This window comes from Arthrobacter sp. MDB1-55, assembly GCF_059092925.1.
In genome coordinates, this window is the sequence record NZ_JBNHID010000001.1 from 536,046 (window position 1) to 553,756 (window position 17,711).

21 protein-coding genes are annotated in these 17,711 nt (G+C 64.1%); 11 read left to right on the plus strand and 10 right to left on the minus strand.

Going from position 1 to position 17,711, the window contains the following annotated elements; genetic code table 11:
• Positions 1-140 precede the first annotated feature (140 nt).
• Complete coding sequence (locus AC5RU3_RS02635) at positions 141-752, plus strand: hypothetical protein (RefSeq protein WP_493964806.1); 612 nt, start codon at positions 141-143, stop codon at positions 750-752.
• A 6-nt stretch (positions 753-758) separates the two neighbouring features.
• Here the strand turns inward: AC5RU3_RS02635 and AC5RU3_RS02640 are convergent, their stop codons facing one another.
• Together AC5RU3_RS02640 and dapD are read right to left on the minus strand one after the other, a co-directional pair.
• Entirely contained in the window at positions 759-1,628 is an 870-nt protein-coding gene (locus AC5RU3_RS02640; RefSeq protein WP_493964807.1) for a hypothetical protein, read from the minus strand.
• Positions 1,629-1,636: 8 nt separating this feature from the next.
• A complete protein-coding gene (gene dapD, locus AC5RU3_RS02645) occupies positions 1,637-2,605 on the minus strand; it encodes a 2,3,4,5-tetrahydropyridine-2,6-dicarboxylate N-succinyltransferase (RefSeq protein ID WP_493964808.1) in 969 nt (322 codons plus the stop codon).
• 87 nt (positions 2,606-2,692) lie between these two features.
• Here dapD and dapE point away from each other — a divergent pair, with 87 nt between their 5' ends.
• Positions 2,693-3,784: a succinyl-diaminopimelate desuccinylase gene (gene dapE / locus AC5RU3_RS02650; RefSeq protein WP_458115385.1), complete on the plus strand. Its 1,092-nt coding sequence runs from the start codon at positions 2,693-2,695 to the stop codon at positions 3,782-3,784.
• A gap of 41 nt (positions 3,785-3,825) precedes the next feature.
• Here the strand turns inward: dapE and AC5RU3_RS02655 are convergent, their stop codons facing one another.
• The 4 genes from AC5RU3_RS02655 to AC5RU3_RS02670 all read right to left on the minus strand — a co-directional run bounded on the left by AC5RU3_RS02655 (position 3,826) and on the right by AC5RU3_RS02670 (position 7,148).
• Complete coding sequence (locus tag AC5RU3_RS02655) at positions 3,826-4,704, minus strand: amino acid ABC transporter permease (protein WP_309070657.1); 879 nt, start codon at positions 4,702-4,704, stop codon at positions 3,826-3,828.
• Positions 4,701-5,375, minus strand: a complete 675-nt coding sequence (locus AC5RU3_RS02660) for an amino acid ABC transporter permease (RefSeq protein WP_309070658.1) — start codon at positions 5,373-5,375, stop codon at positions 4,701-4,703. The genes AC5RU3_RS02655 and AC5RU3_RS02660 overlap by 4 nt, the downstream gene beginning before the upstream one ends.
• A 75-nt stretch (positions 5,376-5,450) precedes the next feature.
• Positions 5,451-6,317: a glutamate ABC transporter substrate-binding protein gene (locus AC5RU3_RS02665; protein WP_493964809.1), complete on the minus strand. Its 867-nt coding sequence runs from the start codon at positions 6,315-6,317 to the stop codon at positions 5,451-5,453.
• A 42-nt stretch (positions 6,318-6,359) separates the two neighbouring features.
• Complete coding sequence (locus AC5RU3_RS02670; protein ID WP_309070660.1) at positions 6,360-7,148, minus strand: amino acid ABC transporter ATP-binding protein; 789 nt, start codon at positions 7,146-7,148, stop codon at positions 6,360-6,362.
• Between the two features lie 116 nt (positions 7,149-7,264).
• Between AC5RU3_RS02670 and AC5RU3_RS02675 the strand changes: the two genes are divergently transcribed.
• The 5 genes from AC5RU3_RS02675 to AC5RU3_RS02695 all read left to right on the plus strand — a co-directional run bounded on the left by AC5RU3_RS02675 (position 7,265) and on the right by AC5RU3_RS02695 (position 10,526).
• Positions 7,265-8,044 (plus strand): LOG family protein, encoded by a 780-nt coding sequence (locus AC5RU3_RS02675; RefSeq protein ID WP_309070661.1) that lies wholly within the window; start codon positions 7,265-7,267, stop codon positions 8,042-8,044.
• Positions 8,045-8,047: 3 nt separating this feature from the next.
• Complete coding sequence (locus AC5RU3_RS02680; RefSeq protein WP_309070662.1) at positions 8,048-8,377, plus strand: DivIVA domain-containing protein; 330 nt, start codon at positions 8,048-8,050, stop codon at positions 8,375-8,377.
• Positions 8,374-8,979 carry a DNA-3-methyladenine glycosylase I gene (locus AC5RU3_RS02685; RefSeq protein WP_493964810.1) on the plus strand — a complete coding sequence of 202 codons (606 nt, stop codon included), beginning with the start codon at positions 8,374-8,376 and terminating at the stop codon, positions 8,977-8,979. Before AC5RU3_RS02680 ends, AC5RU3_RS02685 begins: the two co-directional genes overlap by 4 nt.
• On the plus strand, positions 8,960-10,210 hold the full coding sequence (locus tag AC5RU3_RS02690; RefSeq protein WP_493964811.1) for a hypothetical protein: 1,251 nt from the start codon (positions 8,960-8,962) through the stop codon (positions 10,208-10,210). Before AC5RU3_RS02685 ends, AC5RU3_RS02690 begins: the two co-directional genes overlap by 20 nt.
• Before the next feature lie 148 nt (positions 10,211-10,358).
• The gene (locus AC5RU3_RS02695; protein ID WP_309070665.1) at positions 10,359-10,526 is read left to right on the plus strand and encodes a DUF3117 domain-containing protein; all 168 of its coding nucleotides are present in this window, start codon (positions 10,359-10,361) and stop codon (positions 10,524-10,526) included.
• Between the two features lie 81 nt (positions 10,527-10,607).
• Here AC5RU3_RS02695 and AC5RU3_RS02700 read toward each other — a convergent pair whose 3' ends face one another.
• Positions 10,608-11,246, minus strand: a complete 639-nt coding sequence (locus AC5RU3_RS02700; protein WP_309070666.1) for an O-methyltransferase — start codon at positions 11,244-11,246, stop codon at positions 10,608-10,610.
• A 310-nt stretch (positions 11,247-11,556) separates the two neighbouring features.
• On the opposite strand from AC5RU3_RS02700, the gene sigE reads away from it, so the two are divergent.
• From sigE to AC5RU3_RS02715, 3 genes are read left to right on the plus strand one after another with little or no spacing between them, the layout of a single operon-like run.
• Positions 11,557-12,192, plus strand: a complete 636-nt coding sequence (gene sigE, locus AC5RU3_RS02705) for an RNA polymerase sigma factor SigE (RefSeq protein WP_493964812.1) — start codon at positions 11,557-11,559, stop codon at positions 12,190-12,192.
• A gap of 4 nt (positions 12,193-12,196) precedes the next feature.
• The gene (locus tag AC5RU3_RS02710; protein ID WP_493964813.1) at positions 12,197-13,159 is read left to right on the plus strand and encodes a zf-HC2 domain-containing protein; all 963 of its coding nucleotides are present in this window, start codon (positions 12,197-12,199) and stop codon (positions 13,157-13,159) included.
• A 41-nt stretch (positions 13,160-13,200) separates the two neighbouring features.
• A complete protein-coding gene (locus AC5RU3_RS02715; protein WP_309124200.1) occupies positions 13,201-13,635 on the plus strand; it encodes a twin-arginine translocase TatA/TatE family subunit in 435 nt (144 codons plus the stop codon).
• A gap of 7 nt (positions 13,636-13,642) precedes the next feature.
• Here AC5RU3_RS02715 and AC5RU3_RS02720 read toward each other — a convergent pair whose 3' ends face one another.
• From AC5RU3_RS02720 to AC5RU3_RS02730, 3 genes are read right to left on the minus strand one after another with little or no spacing between them, the layout of a single operon-like run.
• A complete protein-coding gene (locus AC5RU3_RS02720; RefSeq protein WP_493964814.1) occupies positions 13,643-14,785 on the minus strand; it encodes an Mrp/NBP35 family ATP-binding protein in 1,143 nt (380 codons plus the stop codon).
• Positions 14,782-15,381, minus strand: coding sequence for a DUF1003 domain-containing protein (locus AC5RU3_RS02725; protein WP_309070671.1), 600 nt, complete (start codon positions 15,379-15,381; stop codon positions 14,782-14,784). Before AC5RU3_RS02725 ends, AC5RU3_RS02720 begins: the two co-directional genes overlap by 4 nt.
• Complete coding sequence (locus AC5RU3_RS02730) at positions 15,374-16,654, minus strand: magnesium transporter MgtE N-terminal domain-containing protein (protein ID WP_309070672.1); 1,281 nt, start codon at positions 16,652-16,654, stop codon at positions 15,374-15,376. Before AC5RU3_RS02730 ends, AC5RU3_RS02725 begins: the two co-directional genes overlap by 8 nt.
• Before the next feature lie 164 nt (positions 16,655-16,818).
• On the opposite strand from AC5RU3_RS02730, the gene AC5RU3_RS02735 reads away from it, so the two are divergent.
• Positions 16,819-17,640, plus strand: a complete 822-nt coding sequence (locus AC5RU3_RS02735; protein WP_309124202.1) for a YflT domain-containing protein — start codon at positions 16,819-16,821, stop codon at positions 17,638-17,640.
• The last annotated feature ends 71 nt before the right edge of the window (positions 17,641-17,711 follow it).

Below are 17,711 nucleotides of genomic sequence, written 5' to 3' on the forward strand. Positions count from 1 at the left end.
CCGACCGGCCGCCTGAGGCGCCTAAGTAAGTCACAGACTGTGCGCCGATCACTCTGGAGGCTCAAGCCCTATCGGTCTACCCTTGGAGGATCACGCGCGAGCCGGCCCACCTGACGCCGGCGGAGAGGTCAGGACCACGCATGCACGTCAACAGGGCACCTTCCTGGAGAGTGGAAGCAGGTTCATCTCTGGAAATGTGCTTCGCCCTGTACCTGCGTGACTGTGCCGGACTCGGAGTGATCGGCCAGCCGGCGGTGTGCCCGGTCAAGCCAGCCGTTCATTGTGTCAGCCCGCGCCAGGTGGTTCATGATGTCGGCGGAATGACTGCGCTCCGGGTCGAGTGGGAGGCCTGGTGGTATGAGCTCGTGACGCACCACGGAAACGGGACAGCGCTTCCGACGCCACCCGATTTCCCCGAGCTCACGTCAATGCCCGCGCTTCAGCGCCTGACGCACGCACATTATGGGACTGCCTTGACCTGGACGCAGGAACGCGATGCTGCCTGGCGGCAACGTTCGCTCAAACGGATGCACGACGGCGGCCAGCGATGCTTCGGCGACCTCGTGCGGGAACGTGAACTGGAGCTCGGCCGGCCCGCGAGGCACTTTTCGCTTTCCGTGATCGAGTTGCCGTTGAGCGAGACGCGGGCCTGGTATGTGGAGCCGGACCGGCTCATTCTGAGCGAAGACCTGTACGACGACGAGGCGACCTTCCGGAGCTACGTCCAGCCGGTCGTGGAGATTATTGCGTAACCCCGGTTAGACGGGCGCCTCAGCGAGGGTGATGAGTATCTGGCCGGTTTCGGTTTCCGCGGTGGTCCAGCCGCCGTCGTTCCGGTCCCATCGCAGGCCGGCATGGGAAACGGTGGAGATACCCAACTCCTTGGCGTGGGCGACCGCGAACTGCGCGGCAGCCCACCCGACGGAGCCGGATGCACTGGCCACCATCCCGTTCTCAGTGGCGCTGGTGGCCACAGTGGGGAAGACGGCGGCGAAGCGTTCGGCCACTGCCACCGCGTTCCCGGGTTCCTCAGCCTTCCGCAGGACACAGTTGAGCGATGCCGGAGACTGGCCGGTCAAAGCGGACGCGAAAGCACGTGCTTCGGGCTCGTGGTCGGCATACGCATCGGGGTAGGCGCTTCGCTGGACCAGCTGCGCGGCTTCCGTGATGGGCAGCGTCTGGTATGCCGGAACCTCAACGAGGGCATCGTAGAAGGCTCCGGCGGCGTAGATGGGATCCTGCACCTGTTCCTCGCTGCCCCAGCCCTGCGACGGCCGCTGCTGGAACAGGCCGCGCGAGTCGGGTCCCGCCTGATCACCGTAATCCAGGTTACGCAACCCCGATTCCTGCACCGCTGTGGCCAGGGCAATGGAAGCGGCGCGGGGCGGCAGGCCGCGGGTGACCGCAACTCCCGCGATAGTGGAGGCGTTGGCGGCCTGCTCCGGTCGCAACTCGTACGTGTCCGTACCGACAACGGCGCTGCATCGCTCACGAACCAGAACCTCGGAGGAATTCAACTGGGTTACCGCGAGGTATGCGCCGCCACCGACCACGGCCGTCAACAGGGTGAGGACACCGGCCGCGCGGAGCCGGCGCCGTCGTCGTGCTTGGTGGGTGGTCGGTGGCACGCCGCTCCCTAGTTCGCGTGCAGTGCAGCGTTCAGGGCGATGCCGTGCCCTGACCGCTGGCGCGCTTCCACGATTCCCGTGGTGGAGTTGCGGATGAAGAGCACGCCCGACTGTCCCGAGAGTTCGGCCGCCTTGACCACCGAGCCATCGGGGAGGGTCACTTTGGTGCCCGCGGTGATGTACAGGCCGGCCTCCACGACGCAGTCATCACCGAGTGAGATGCCGATTCCCGCCTGTGCGCTGAGGAGGCAGCGTTCGCCGATGCTGATGCGCTCCTTGCCGCCGCCGGAGAGCGTACCCATGATTGACGACCCGCCCCCGATGTCCGAACCGTTGCCGACGACGACGCCGGCCGAAATACGTCCCTCAACCATCGAGTGGCCCAGCGTTCCGGCATTGAAGTTGATGAAGCCCTCGTGCATGACCGTGGTGCCTTCGGCCAGATGGGCGCCCAGCCGGACGCGGTCGGCATCGGCAATCCTGACGCCGGAGGGCATCACATAGTCCACCATGCGGGGGAACTTGTCGACGCCGTACACGACGACCGCGCCGCGCGAACGCAGGCGAAGGCGGGTGGTCTCAAAACCGTCGACCGGGCAGGGTCCGAAGTTGGTCCACACGACGTTGGCGAGCAGGCCGAAGATGCCGTCGAGGTTGATGGTGTTCGGCTGCGCCAGGCGGTGCGAGAGCAGGTGGAGGCGCAGGTACGCATCGGCGGCGTCCACCGGGGCGTCATCAAGCGATGAGGTAGTGAAGACTACTTCCTGCGTGACACCACGCAGTGCGTCCGGCGCCGCAATGCCCGCGAGTTCGGTGCGCAGCGAGTCTGCGTCGGCTGAACCTTCGCCCAGAACCGGCTGCGGATACCAGACATCGAGTACCGTTCCATCGTCCGCCAGGGTGGCAAGGCCGATGCCGGAAGCGGTCCGGGAGGTGGTTTCGGAGGGGGTCAGGGAAGCGGAGGCCGTCTCAGTCATGGCCTCCATTCTACCGAGTTGGTGCCGGCGACCTCCTCCACCTCGCCGCCACCAGGGGCGGGACCTACGCCAAGTACCCTTGAGACCATGACTGCTTCCGACATTCTTCGGCTCGATCCCACTACCGACGTAGCGCAACTCACGTCGCACATCATGGACATCGAAAGCGTGTCAGGCAACGAGCGGGAGCTCGCAGACGCCGTTGAACAGGTCCTGCGGGCGAGCCCGCACCTCGAGGTCGTCCGGGATGGTGATTCGTTGATCGCCCGCACCAACCTCGGCCGCGCAGAGCGGGTCATCCTCGCCGGCCACCTCGACACGGTTCCCCTGCCGCACGTGCCGGGTTCCCGCGGGACGGTCCCCAGCTCCTGGGACGGTGAGGTTCTGTACGGGCGAGGCGCCACCGACATGAAGGGTGGAATTGCTGTGCAACTTGCCCTCGCCGCTGCGCTGACCGGACCCTCCCGTGACATCACCTATGTCTTCTACGACCATGAGGAAGTCGAGGCTGCCTTAAGCGGACTCGGCAGGCTGGTCGAAAGGTACCCATCGTGGCTCGAAGCCGATTTCGCTGTCCTGCTGGAGCCGACCGATGGAGTCGTCGAGGGCGGCTGCAATGGAACTTCACGCTTCAACGTCACGACGACGGGGCGCGCGGCCCACTCGGCACGCGCCTGGATGGGGGAGAATGCGATCCACAAATTGGCCGACGTCCTTGTGCGGCTGCGGGACCATCAGCCCGCCACCGTCACGGTCGATGGTCTGGACTTCCGCGAAAGCCTCAACGCCGTCCTCATCAACGGTGGTACGGCCGGTAACGTGATCCCCGACCAGGCAGTGGTGGAAGTCAATTATCGCTTCGCTCCGGACAAGACTCCCGACGACGCCGAGAGGTACGTAAGGGAACTGCTCGACGGCTTTGACGTGATCAGGACCGATGCTGCGGCTGGTGCCCGCCCCGGTCTGAATCATCCCGCTGCAGCGGCATTCGTCAGGGCAGTCGGAGGCGAGCCGAAGCCGAAGTACGGCTGGACCGACGTCGCGCGCTTCAGCGCGCTCGGTATCCCGGCAGTGAACTTCGGTCCGGGTGACGCGCTGTTGGCCCACTCGGACAACGAGCATGTGCACGCGGACGCGATCCGCGCCTGCCTGTCTGCGTTAAAGGACTGGCTCGCCTAGACCGGAGGTCGAGACGAGCCAGTGAATCCTGTTGACCGGGCCTAGCCGGCGTTGGTTGCGTCGGGTAGCAGCACCTTTTGGTCCTTGTCCCGCTTGGCTCTCCCGGCGGTGCGGAAGCTGAGCAGCTTCGACAACCGGTTGGCCAACGACGACAGTGCGAAGTTGATGATGATGAAAATTACCGCAGCAATGAGGAGCGCCTGCAGCAGGTTCCCCTCGCCGACGCCGAGCCTCCGCGCGTTCTGCAGCAGCTCGGTGTAGGTGATGATGTAGCCGAGTGCCGAGTCCTTGAGGATCACGACGAACTGGCTGACCAAGGCAGGCAGCATGGCAGTGAGCGCCTGGGGCACCTCAACCGACCGCAGAGATTGACCCCGCGTCATACCGATGGCCATTGCGGCTTCGCGCTGCCCCTTGGGGAGACCCTCCACGCCGGAGCGCACAAGTTCAGCGATGACCGAGCCGTTGTAGAGCGTCAGCGCGGTGACCACCGCAATGAACGGGATGTCCTGCGGGCGCATGATGCTCGCCGCGCCGATAGCCAGCCAGAGGAAGATCATCATCAGCAGGACGGGTACTGCCCGGAGGAACTCGACAATGACCCCGGCGAGCCAGCGGATTGGCAGGAAGTGTGAGAGCCGGCCGATGCCCAGGATGAGGCCCAGAACCACGGAGGTCACGATCGCTACGCCGGCGGCGCGCAATGTGTCCCAGAGGCCCGGAAGGAAGAAGAATTGCCACGTCCTCACCTCGAGGAAGGGTGTCCACTTCGCAGGCTCCAACTGACCGCGCTCGGCGAGGGTGATGACGAGCCACGTCAGCAGCCCAATGACGAAGATGGCACCGGCAATGTTGCCGATCAGGATATTGCGCTTGGCTTTGGGGCCGGGCGCATCGAAAAGTACCTGCTGAGCGCTCAACGTGCCACCGCCAGTTTCTTGGATGCCCAGGTGGTCAGCAGACCGATCGGGATAACGATGATGACGAAGCCCAGGGCAAAGGTGAAGAAGATCGGGATAACCATGTCAGAACGGAACTCGATCATGGTCTTCATGAGACCTGCAGACTCCGCCACCGAGCCTGCAGCCGCCACCGTGGAGTTCTTGGTCAATGCAATCAGCACGTTGCCGAGGGGTGCAATGGCGCCGCGGAAAGCCTGAGGAAGAATGATCAGCCGGGCGGCGGGGAGGAACGACAGCCCGATCGCGCGGGCGGCCTCCGCCTGACCGAGCGGAACAGTGTTCACGCCGCTTCGGATCGCCTCGCAGACAAATGCCGCGTGGTAGAGGCTCAAGCCCAGGATCGCGAGACGGAAGAAGTTGAGGTTGAAGTCTTCCGACAGGCTCACGAAGAGTTGGCCGAACAACGCAAGTACGCCGAAGGCGATGATGATCGTCAGCGGCGTGTTGCGGAAGATGTTGACGTAGGTGGCGCCGAACCACTGCAGGCTCGCAATGGGAGAGATCCTGAACAGTGCGAGGAGAGTTCCCAGGAGCAGGGACCAGATCGCCGCCCAGAATGTCAGCTGGATATTGATCCAGAAAGCCCCTGCGACGTCGTATTGCTCGAAGAGCGATAGGAAACCGTCCACGGCATCCTTTCTTGTCGGTACGTCAAACGGCTGTGTGGGGGCTGCAACGCAACCCCCACACAGCCGCAGAGGGTGTTAGGCGCACTCAGCCGGCGTCGGCGGGTTCAGTTCCGCGTTCGGCTCATAGTCGACGCCTTCAAGGTTGGCTGCCAGGGCTTCTTCCCAGGCGCCGTCCTCGATCATCTTCTCGATGGCGGCGTTGATGTCCGAGCACAATTCGCTGCCCTTGGTGAGACCAACGCCGTAGTTCTCCTCCGAGAACGGGTTGCCGACAACCTTGAACTGGCCCTGGTTGGCTTCCTGGGCGGCAAGACCGGCGAGGATGATGTCATCGGTGGTGACGGCGTCGATCTGTCCGCCGCCCATGAGGCTGACACACTCCGCGTAGCCGGGCTGCTCGATCAGGTTAACGTCTTCAGCGAACTCGTCCTTCACGCGCTGTGCGGAGGTGGAACCGGTGACGGAGCAGAGGTTCCGCCCGTTCAGGTCCTCCGGTCCGGTGATGTCGCTGTCGGTGGGAACGAGAAGGTCCTGGCCTGCAACAAAGTACGGTCCGGCGAAGTCGACGGTTTCCTTGCGGGTGTCGGTGATCGAATAGGTAGCGAAGATCATGTCGACCTGCTCGTTTGACAGCAGGTTCTCGCGGTTGGCGGACGGTGCTTCGACCCACTCGATCTGATCTTCGGTGTAGCCCAGTTCGCCTGCAACGTACTTGGCAACGTCAACGTCGAAGCCCGAGTAGGAGCCGCCCTCGTCGAAGCCGAGGCCCGGCTGGTCAAACTTGATGCCGATTCGGATCGAATCTGCTGCGGCTTCGCCGCCTTCTGCGCCGCCGCCTTCTGCGCCGCCGCCTTCGCCTTCTCCGCCGCCGCCGCCGCAGGCGGACAGGGTAAGCGCCGCTGCTGCTGCCATGGCCAATGCGCCATATCGTGTTGTTCGCATGTTTTCTCCTCGGGTTATTTCCTGATGGGAATTCGTCGGTAGTTAGTGGGCGAGGATCTTGCCCAGGAAGTCCTTGGCGCGATCGCTCTGCGGGTTGGTGAAGAACTCTTCGGGCTTTGCCTGCTCGACGATCTGGCCGTCGGCCATGAAGATCACGCGGTCCGCGGCTTTCCGCGCGAAGCCCATCTCGTGGGTGACAACGATCATGGTCATGCCCTCCTTGGCGAGGGAGACCATGGCGTCGAGCACTTCGTTGATCATCTCCGGGTCCAACGCAGAGGTGGGCTCATCAAAAAGCATCACCTTAGGCTGCATCGCCAGCGCACGGGCTATGGCGACACGTTGCTGCTGCCCTCCGGAAAGCTGTGCGGGAAGCTTCTGCGCCTGGTTATCGACGCCCACGCGCTTCAAAAGCGACATGGCGAGATCTTTCGCCGCGTTTACCTTCATGCCCTTGACCTTGACCGGCCCCAGGGTCACGTTCTCAAGGATGGACTTATGAGCGAAGAGGTTGAATGACTGGAAGACCATGCCGACGTCGGCGCGGAGTTTCGCGAGCGCCTTGCCTTCCGCGGGGAGCACTTTGCCGTCGATGCGGATCTCGCCGTTGTCGATGGTCTCAAGGCGGTTGATGGCACGGCAGAGCGTGGACTTGCCGGAGCCCGATGGTCCGATCACCACCACTACTTCGCCGCGGGCGACCTCAAGGTTGATGTCCTTGAGCACATGGAGTTCACCGAAGTGCTTGTTGACGTTCTTGAGGGAGACGAGCGGCTGGGCCGGCGAGTTGGACGCGGACGAGGGCGTGCCCGACTGTGTGTCACGAGTCATAGGTAGAAATGTAGTCAAAGATTCCACACCGGCGGTACATCGACTGGCCGAAAGCGGAAATCGTGATTCAAGAGCAACCAAAGCGTCAGGCCCCCGCGCCGGTTAGCCTTGGGTGTATGAGTCCCCATAGCGGTAATGACGATCAGCAGGCAGGGCCCCCGGCACCAGCACGGCGCCGGGGCCAGGTGGAACTCCGCCGCGACCAGGCAAGTGCGGTGCAGTCGGACCGGTACCTGCTCGACTCGATGGAGGAAACCCCGTTCACCAAAACGGATCCGTGGCGCGTCCTCCGGATTCAGAGCGAGTTCGTGGAGGGCTTCGGCACCCTGTCGGAACTGGGGCCTGCCATCAGCGTGTTTGGTTCCGCTCGCACTCCCCGGGACTCGCAGTTCTACAAGGTAGGCGAGGAAGTGGGCCGGCTTCTGGTGGAGGCCGGGTACGCCGTCATCACGGGAGGCGGCCCGGGCGCTATGGAAGCGGCTAACAAGGGTGCTTGTGAGGCGGGCGGAGTATCGGTGGGGCTCGGTATCGAGCTTCCGTTCGAGCAGGGGATGAACGAGTGGGTGGATCTCGGCGTCAACTTCCGCTATTTCTTCGCCCGCAAGACTATGTTCGTCAAGTACGCCCAGGGTTTCATTGTGCTGCCCGGTGGATTCGGCACTCTCGACGAATTGTTCGAAGCGATGACACTGGTGCAGACCCAAAAGGTGACGTCATTCCCGATTATCCTCATCGGATCTGATTTCTGGGGTCCGCTGTGGAACTGGGTGCGGGACACGCTGCTCGCGAACGGGATGATCTCCGAGAAGGACCTTTCACTGGTTCACCTGGTCGATGATCCGGCGGACGCGGTGGGCGCCGTCCTCGCTGACACAGCCAGGCACACCGGGCCCTGAGTGATGACCATCTTCCTCGTGCTGATCGCCATAGTGGCCGTCGGCGCCACCGCGTTTTTCGCCGTCGGTCGGGGATGGCAGGGGAGGGATCAGCTGCCGCCGCGCGACCAGCCGAGCGTGACGGGGTTGGTTGAGCCGACGCCGAACCTTCCGCCTGTCCTGCTCCCGGATCGCCCCACCGCGTCGGATATCGGCCGTATCCGCTTCTCCCTCGGATTGAGGGGCTATCGGATGGACCAGGTGGACGAAGTTCTTGACCGGCTTGCCGCAGCGCTTGCCGAGCGGGACGAGCTCATCGAAGCGCTGCAGAACCAGAATCGGGACGCTCGGTGACCGCGGTCAGCGGCAGCGACGGCCGCCTGCGGTGCGGCTGGGCCATCTCCAGCACCGAGTACGAGGCCTATCACGACCTTGAGTGGGGCCGTCCAGTCGTTGGCGATCAGGCTCTCTTCGAACGAATCAGCCTGGAGGCGTTCCAGTCCGGGCTCAGCTGGATCACCATCCTCCGGAAGCGGGAGGCCTTCCGTGCGGCTTTCGCCGGTTTTGACCCGCAAGAGGTCGCGGCCTTTGACGACGACGACGTTGCCCGCTTGCTCAGCGACGCCGGCATCGTGCGGAACCGCGCCAAGATCCTCGCGACGATCTCCAACGCGAGGGCGCTGCTCGCGCTTCCGGAGGGAATGACGCTGGCGGGAGTTCTGGAGAGCCACCGGCCGCCGCCTAAAGCTGCGCCTGAGTCGCTCGCGGATGTTCCCGCCGTCGTGCCCGAATCAATTGCGCTCGCGAAGAAGCTGCGCTCGCTCGGGTTCCGGTTCGTCGGGCCCACCACTGCTTACGCCATGCAACAGGCAACGGGTTATGTGAATGACCACCTTGCTTCCTGCTGGGTACGAAATGACGCCGCGGGACCCTTCCATGTCGCTGAGACTGCGTGAATCCCTGAGGCTTGGCGGGTCGTCGTTGCCTGCCTGGATCCGGTCGCTCCGTGATCGGGCGGCGGCTTTCCCCTGGTGGCTGCAGGTGCTTCTCATCTACGGTGTAGCCCGGTTGTATTCGACGATTGTGCTCACCGTAGCCGCGCGCCTCCAGATGCCCAGTCCGTGGGCCGACGGTTCTCCCACCTATGAAGAGTTCATCAATTTCTGGGACAGCGGTTGGTACGCGCGAATACACGACGGCGGGTATCCCACCGCGCTCCCGCGGGGCGACGACGGGTCCGTTCTCGAGAACCAGTGGGCGTTCTACCCGCTTTTCCCGGCGGCCGTGCGGGTCTTCTCGATGCTCACGGGCACGGGATGGAATCCCGGGGCCGCGGTCCTCGCCACCCTGTCTGGAGCTGCGGCCGCGCTCGTGATCTACCGCCTCTTCCGGCTGCGCTCCGCTCACCGGGATGCACTGTGGGCAGTGGGGCTGGTCGCTTTCCTTCCGATATCGCCCATCCTGCAGATTCCTTACGCAGAATCCCTTCATCTGATGCTGCTGTCACTCGCGCTGTATCTGGTGATCGGGGGACACTACCTGCGCGCCGTCCCAGTGGTGGTGCTGATGTGCCTTGCCCGCCCGGCCGGTGTCCCTTTCGCCGCGATGCTGGGAGTCCTCCTGCTGATGGGACTGGCGGCGCGGGGCGATGCCCCGGAGGGGAGGTCCTCGGCTGCGGGGGATCTGCTGCGGCTGGCGGTCCTTGCCGGTGTTTGCGGCATTGCGGCCGTCGTTTGGCCGGTTGTCGCGTGGATTGCGACCGGTATACCGGACGCCTACGTCCAGACAGAGACCGCCTGGCGCGGATCTGAACTCACGCTTTTCGCGCCCTGGCTCAGTGCGTCGATGCAGTTGCTGGGCCCTGTCCTGGGCCCGGTCGGCCTAGTGCTGCTGACCGCCGGTTTCGCCGCGATTCTCCTCTCACGCGCGGGCCGGCGTCTCGGATTGCCGCTCCAGCTGTGGTGCGCGGCCTACCTCTTGTACCTGGCCGCTTTTTGGAATCCGCAGACGAGCACTTTCCGGATCCTGCTTCCGTTGTTTCCGCTGGTACTTGCGTTTGTCCTGCTCTCGGATTCGAGGGCATACCGATGGCTGGCGCTCGCCGCTTGTGCAAGCCTGCAGATCGTGTGGGTCACGTGGCTGTGGGCATGGGCACCGCTGTTCGGCGCGGGCGATTATTCACCGTGACGATGTGATGGGCGCCGCATGGCGATTAGCTCGGCGCGCACTTCTACGGGATAATAGGTGTGGACGAGCGTACGGGGGATACTCCGCCGTGCAATGTTGACCGCGGCCCGGTTCCGGCTGCGCACACCGTGGAAGGGAAACTACTCAGATGGCTGCCATGAAACCCCGTACCGGTGATGGACCTATGGAAGTCACCAAAGAGGGACGCAGCCTCATCATGCGGGTTCCGATCGACGGCGGCGGGCGCCTGGTGGTCGAGCTGAACGCCGAGGAAGCCGGCAAGCTCAAAGACTGCCTGGTCACCGTCACGGACTGACGTCCAGCACTCCAGACGTCTCAGCACCAAGAATCTTTCAGCAGCCTTTCAGCAGCACCGACTGACGAGTTCTTGTGCCCGCTACGCGGGCATTTTGACTGCCATCAAGAGGCCGTTTCCGGCTGGCATCAGCGAGCTGACCAGCGACTCGTTGGCACGCAGCGTCTTGCCCACCTGCCGCAGCGTGTTGGTTGACGCGTCGCGAATGGCCGGGTCAGCTACTTTGCCGCCATCCAGGGCGTCGTTAATCAGAAGCAGCCCTCCGCGTTTGAGAAGTCGGACCGCCTGGTCCGCGTACAGCGGGAGGTTGGTTTTGTCAGCATCGAGAAACACCAGATCATAGGCTGCATCGGTCAGCCGCGGGAGCACATCAGCCGCACGCCCCGAGATAGTGCGCGTCCGGTTCGCCGGAATTCCCGCCTCCGAGTACGCCTCCCGGGACGCCCGCAAATGGTCCACGTCCGAGTCGATCGTGGTCAGAACCGAATTCGCCCCCATGCCCCGCAGCAGGCACACTCCGGATACACCCGCCCCGGCGCCGACTTCGACAACCGTCATCGCCTTCGACGCCGCGGCAAGAACGGTGAGCGCGGCCGCAATGCCGGTGGTGACGGGAGTGACCCCCAGCTCGTATGAGCGGTCGCGTGCGCGAAGCAGGACATCGTCTTCAACCGGCAGGCCTTCCGTGTAGGACCAGTTAGCCTGCTTCTGCGCGCTCATGTTGTTCCGTTCTCTCCAGCGGTTCAACCGGGAGCTGAGTAGGGTCGGATGGTTCCCGCGAACTGCCGGGCGTATCTTTCCCAGCCTACTGCCGATGAAGGGGGGCCCCGGGTATCACCGCGTAACAGCGCAGCCCGTTCTCCTGATCTTTCCAGCGAGCTCACAGCAAGATCCGGCACGATTGATATGCACGACGTGCACTATAAGGCATCCAACCAAGGTGAAGCCCCGAATACCTGATGTGGGTCTTTCGGTTTACGACTGGCGCAGCACACCAAACACATCATTCGAGGGCGAGAGGAGAAGGTCGATGGCTACTTCGCGCACGGTGGCCCCTGCACAGGGCGTCACCACCGGAGAGCACGATCAGGGGGTACCCGGCTGGGTGCCGCCGTCATGGGAAGAAGTGGTTCGTGACCACTCTCCCAAGGTCTATAGGCTTGCCTACCGCCTGACGGGCAACAAGTACGACGCGGAAGACCTTACCCAGGAGGTGTTCGTCCGCGTCTTCCGGTCTCTGGCGAACTTCAAGCCGGGAACCCTCGACGGGTGGCTCCACCGGATCACCACGAACCTGTTCCTGGACCAGGCGCGTCGGAAGAACCGCATCCGGTTCGACGGGCTGGCTGAAGATGCCGAGAGCCGGCTGCCCAGCACCCACCCGAGCCCGGAGCGCAGCTTCGAATTCAACAACCTCGATCTCGATGTGCAGGCCGCTCTGGAGGAGCTTCCGCCGGACTTCCGCGCCGCCGTAGTGCTGTGTGATCTTGAGGGTTTGCCTTACGACGAGGTGGCCCGCGCGCTTGGGGTGAAACTCGGCACTGTACGTTCCCGCATCCACCGTGGACGCACCATCCTTCGAGAGAAACTGGCTCACAGGGACCCCCGGCAGACTCCACCTGCTCCAACCCGCCTCAGCCTGCCTCGAATCGCAGGTGCGCGCTAGGTCGATGCGCCATCCAACCCGTTTCCTGATCGACTACGTGGCGGGCGAGCTGAGCCCGGTCCGGCAGCACGCAGTCGAGAAGCACCTTCTTCGGTGTGCACGGTGCCACGAGGTCGTGGAGCAGGAGCAGGCAATCCGTCGTCGGCTTCGGTGCACCTCGACTCCCGGCCCCTCAGAAGACCTGTGCGAGCGCATCCTGCGCAGATCGGCCGCTTCGCCTGCGGGACTTGACGGACTGGCTGATGCGGGCAACGCCGCCGCCGGCAGCCCGGCGCGCATGAGCGACGAGTCCTTCGCCCACCGGCACAGGGCGGTTGTGGCGGTCGGCAGCGCTATCGCAGTCGCCGCCGTCGCGACCCTGAGTGCAGCCTACGCGCTCGGCTCCGAGGTGGAGTCCGGCGAATTTCCGGCAACGGCCGGCTCTGCGTCCGTTTCAGAGAGCTTCAACAGTGTCGCAGAAGGCACTCCCGCCAGTCTCGATGAAGGTCAGATCGAACAGCTGCGCGACGACGGCTGGTTCTGCCCGGAACTGCAGTCGCTGGGCTTCCGGCTTGAGGGTGCCCAGGCACACGAGATAGACGGCCGGCCCACCCTACAGCTGAACCTGTCGGACGGCACTCACACGCTGACCATCTATGAGCAGCGGGGAGAGACGGATATCCCAACCTCTGCCGCTGTCAATGCGGCGACTGGAAATACCGTGCAGGAGGACGGATTCGAGGAAATCGGCGGCACCGAGCAAACGGTATGGCTCCACCCCGGACGTGCCTGGCAGCTGGTTATCGATTCCGGCTCGGCGACGTACACGGTAGTGTCCACGCTGCCCGTCGCGGATATGCCCCGCGCTGTCAGTCAGCTGATGTTCAACGAACACTCCCAGCTCGCCTACTCCCGCCCGGACGCACCTAGCGACCCGCTGAGCCGTATTCTCCGCGGTCTCGGGAAGCTCGCCCAGCCCGCGCCCTGACGCAAATAGATTCGGTGTTGTCCGGCAGGTAGGCTTCGAGGGTGTTTGGAATCAATGGATACGAGTTCCTGCTGTTGGCGCTCATTGCTGTGATCGTCCTTGGTCCTGAACGCCTGCCCGAATACGCGTCCCAGCTGGCACAGCTCGTGAAGGGCTTGCGAAGGATGGCCACCGGCGCTCGTGAGCAGCTCCGGGAGGAAGTCGGTTCGGAGTTCGACGACGTCGACTGGCGCAAGCTTGATCCGCGCCAGTACGATCCTCGCCGCATCATCAAAGAGGCGCTCCTCGACGACATTGAAGATGCCATCAAGCCCGTGAGTGAGAACGGGTCCATTCCCGGTCCGCGCTCACCCTCTACACCCACGGCCTACACGCCCGGTTCCGCCGCGGCGGATGATGCGACCGGCGCCACAGCCGTCACCCCGCAGCGGCTCACTGCGGGCCAGCCCGCACCATTCGATGTCGAGGCAACATGACGCGTTCTCACATGTGAGTAGGCGTAACTTTCAGCAGTCTCTCGCTCAGCCCGCGAGGCCGGCGCGCCAACGCTGTGGCAATGCGGCGAAGCTCGCCGGCAGCGCCGGAGCTGCCGTCCAGAACCACGGGGCGTCCGCTGTCACCGCCTTCCCGCAGGGCAGGTTCCAGCGGAATACTTCCGAGCAGGTCGACGCTGTACCCGACCGTCGCGGTGAGCCGGCGGGCCAGCTCGGCACCGCCGCCGCTGCCGAATACCTCCATGCGCTCACCCGAGGGAAGCTCGAGCCACGACATGTTCTCGATAACTCCCGCAACTTTCTGGCCTGTCTGGACTGCCATGGAACCGGCGCGCTCTGCGACGTCGGCGGCCGCTGACTGAGGAGTGGTGACGATGAGCAGTTCCGCCCCGGGCAGCAGTTGCGAGACGGAGATTGCGATGTCCCCTGTTCCCGGCGGCAGATCGAGGAACAGTACATCCAGGTCCCCGAAGTACACATCCTGGAGGAATTGCTCCAGCGCCCTGTGCAGCATCGGGCCGCGCCAGGCGACCGGCTGGTTACCCGCGACGAACATACCGATCGAAATCGCCTTGACCCCGTGTGCAACCGGAGGAAGGATCATCTCGTCCACGCGCGTGGGTGACTGCTCGATGCCCATGAGGGCAGGAACCGAGAATCCGTAGACGTCGGCGTCGACAATGCCGACCCGCAGACCCTGTGCCGCCATTGAGGCCGCGAGGTTCACGGTAACGCTTGACTTGCCCACGCCGCCCTTGCCGCTTGCAACGGCCAGCACGCGCGTCAGGGATCCAGGATCGTTGAACGGGATGCCGCGCTTTGCTCCAGGGCCGCGAAGCCTATCCTTCAAGGTGTCTCGCTGCGCTTGCGTCATAACCCCCAGCTGCACCGAAGCCGTGCTCACGCCGGGGAGTCCGATGAGCGCTGTTTCCACATCCCTGGTGATGGTGTCGCGCAGCGGGCATCCGGCAATAGTCAGCAAGACGTGCACGACGACGGCGCCGTCGTCGTGCACCGTGATGTCCTCCACCATGCCCAACTCGGTGATGGGACGGCGCAACTCCGGGTCGATCACCTTCCCGAGGGCGGCGCGGACAGCGCTTTCGAGGGATTGGGACTGTTCGTCCGTCACTGTCTGTCCTTGCGCGCCGGCGGCACCTGGGGGAGGGACGTGGTGGCATCAGATACCCTGCGTCTGGGCTTGCGTTGGGCGGGTGTCTCATGGCTGTCGGCGGACTCCAACAGCTCCTCCATGACGGAGCGCAGCTCCGACCGGACGAAGTCGCGGGTGGCAACCTCCCGCAGCGCGATGCGCAGCTCCGCGATCTCACGCGTGAGGTACTCGGTGTCCGACAGGTTCCGCTCGGCGCGCTGCCGGTCCTGTTGGAGGGAGACGCGGTCACGGTCATCCTGCCGGTTCTGCGCCAGCAGCAAAAGGGGAGCGGCATAGGACGCCTGCAGGGACAACATGAGGGTAAGCAGCGTGAACCCGATCGCCGCGCTGTCGAACCTCCACGACTCCGGGGCCCAGCTGTTCCAAGCCAGCCACACAGCTACGAATACCGTCATGTAGAAGAGGAACTGCGGCGTGCCCATGAAGCGCGCGAAATTCTCGGTCGCGCTCCCGAAGGCGTCTGGGTTGGGGCGCAGACGTGGCAATAACCTCGCGCGGCTTTCGCGTGGTGTGTCCAGGCCGCTGCTGGTCACAGTTCTGGTTCTCTCAGCCATTCATGCCTCCCCGAGTTGTATCGGGCGTGACGTCCTGCGCACGCCAGTCTTCCGGTAGCAGGTGATCAAGGACGTCATCAACAGTCACCGCCCCCACTAGTCGGCCGTCGCCATTGACGATCGGCAGCGAATTCAGGTTGTAGGTTGCGAGGATCCGCGACACCTCGCTGATATTCGCCTGGTCACTGACCGGTTCCAGATCAGTGTCGACGATGTTTCCCAGCTGCTCAGGCGGCGGGAAGCGCAGCAGCTGCTGGATGTGGACAACGCCCAGGTAGCGACCGGTCGGTGTCTCAAGCGGCGGTCTGCATACGAAGATCGAGGATGCCAACGCAGGGGTGAGCTCCTCCCGGCGCACATGCGCCAGTGCCTCGGCAACTGTCGCTTCAGGAGGCAGGATGACGGGTACGGGCGTCATCAGCGACCCTGCTGTGTCCTCCTCGTACTGCAACAGTCGCCGCACGTCCTTGGCATCGTCCGGCTCCATGAGTTGAAGCAGTTCTTCCTTTTGCTCTTCCGGCAGTTCGTTCAGAAGGTCTGCGGCGTCATCCGGGTCCATCTCCTCGAGCACGTCTGCGGCCCGCTCCCGGTCCAGGGAGGACAGGATCTGTACCTGGTCGTCGTCGGGCAGTTCCTGGAGGATGTCGGCGAGGCGCTCATCCTGAAGTTCGGTGGCCACCTCGATCCGGCGCTTCACACTCATTTCGTGGAGCGCGTCGGCGAAGTCGGCGGCTTTCAGGTCATCGTGCTGTGCGACGAAGGAGGTCGCAGCCTGTGGTTCGTCAGCGTCGCCGTGGAAGGCATCGAGCCAGTCAATGATGAGACGCTCGCCTCGACGGAGGCCCCGAAGGCGGGATTGCGGTCCGCCGCGGCGGACGAAAATCTGGGAGACATGCCAATCCCCGGAGCGGTCCTTCTCCATGGCAACATCTTCAATGGTCGCTTCACCGCTGCCGTCGCGCAGGGTAATCCTGCGGTCGAACAGCTCTGCGACAACAAGCTGTTCGGCCCCACGCTGGTCGAAGCGGCGCAAATTAACCAGCCCGGTGCAGATGATCTGGCCTGCGTCGATGGAGGTCACACGGGTCATGGGCACGAAGACGCGCTTCTTGCCCGGAACCTCGACCACGAGGCCCACCACCTGGGGAACAACTGCTGGACCGCGATCCAGCACGACGGCATCACGAAGCCGCCCGAGACGGTCACCGAGAGGGTCGAAGACGTCCAGGCCCAAAAGACGTGCCACGAATACGCGCGTTGGGTTGCTGCTCACATGCCAAGGCTACTGCCGTTGCTGTACTAGAGCCGTATTGCGTGACAGCCCGCACAACCTGCGCCCGGGGACCTCCGGCCTTCGGGGAGCTTTCCGTCAGCCCGGAAAGTTCACCGCGAGCGATACGGTGACACAGCCAAGCGCTTGTAAGCAAGAATGAAACTATGTCAAACGTACTTGGACGAACCGCCTCACGCGATGAGGGCCGCACCCTCCCGAAGGGCGAAACCATCGGCCGGTACAACTCGTACCTGGATGCGCAGAAGGCAGTGGACTATCTCGCGGACAGCAAGTTCCCCGTGCAGCAGGTGTCGATCATCGGCAATGACCTCAAGACGGTGGAACGGGTGACAGGTCGCCTGAGCTATCCCAGGGTTGCGCTTGCCAGTGCCGCCACCGGCGCATGGTTCGGCCTGTTTGTGGGCTTCATCCTGACGCTTTTCGGCGGTGACTCAACCTACCTGCCTATCCTGTCCTCGATGGCGCTCGGCGCTGTTTTCTGGGTGTTGTTCGGAGTGATCGCCTACGCCTTCCAGCGGGGAAAGCGGGACTTCACGTCAACCAGCCAGGTCGTGGCCACCAGCTACGACGTCATTGTTGATCCCTCCGTAGCCGGTGAAGCCCGCCGCATGCTGCAGCAGCTTCCGATGAACTCGCGTCCGCAGGGGGAGGCAGCGGCGCCGCCCCAGCCGTGGGGTCCGCCTCCGCAGCAGAACCAGCCCCCGCAGCGTCCCGAAAGCTGGACTCAGCCGCCGGTCCAGCCTCCGCACGTGCAGGCACCGGACGCTGCTCAGGGTGCTGCGCCGCCGCAAGCCGGTGAGGAGCAGAGCGATGCCACGCGTCGTTCCACCCGCGGGCAGTTCCCCGATCTTCCCGACGGCCGGCCGCAGTACGGAGTGCGCGTTGAACCGCAGGCAGGGCCGACGTCCCCTGAACCGGAAAAGCAGGGCGACGAATCCACCAGCGATCAGGCGCGCAACCCCTAAAGCCGAAGCGCATGAACCCGAACTGCAAGAAAGGGCGGACAGCCACGTGGCTGTCCGCCCTTTCTTGCGGT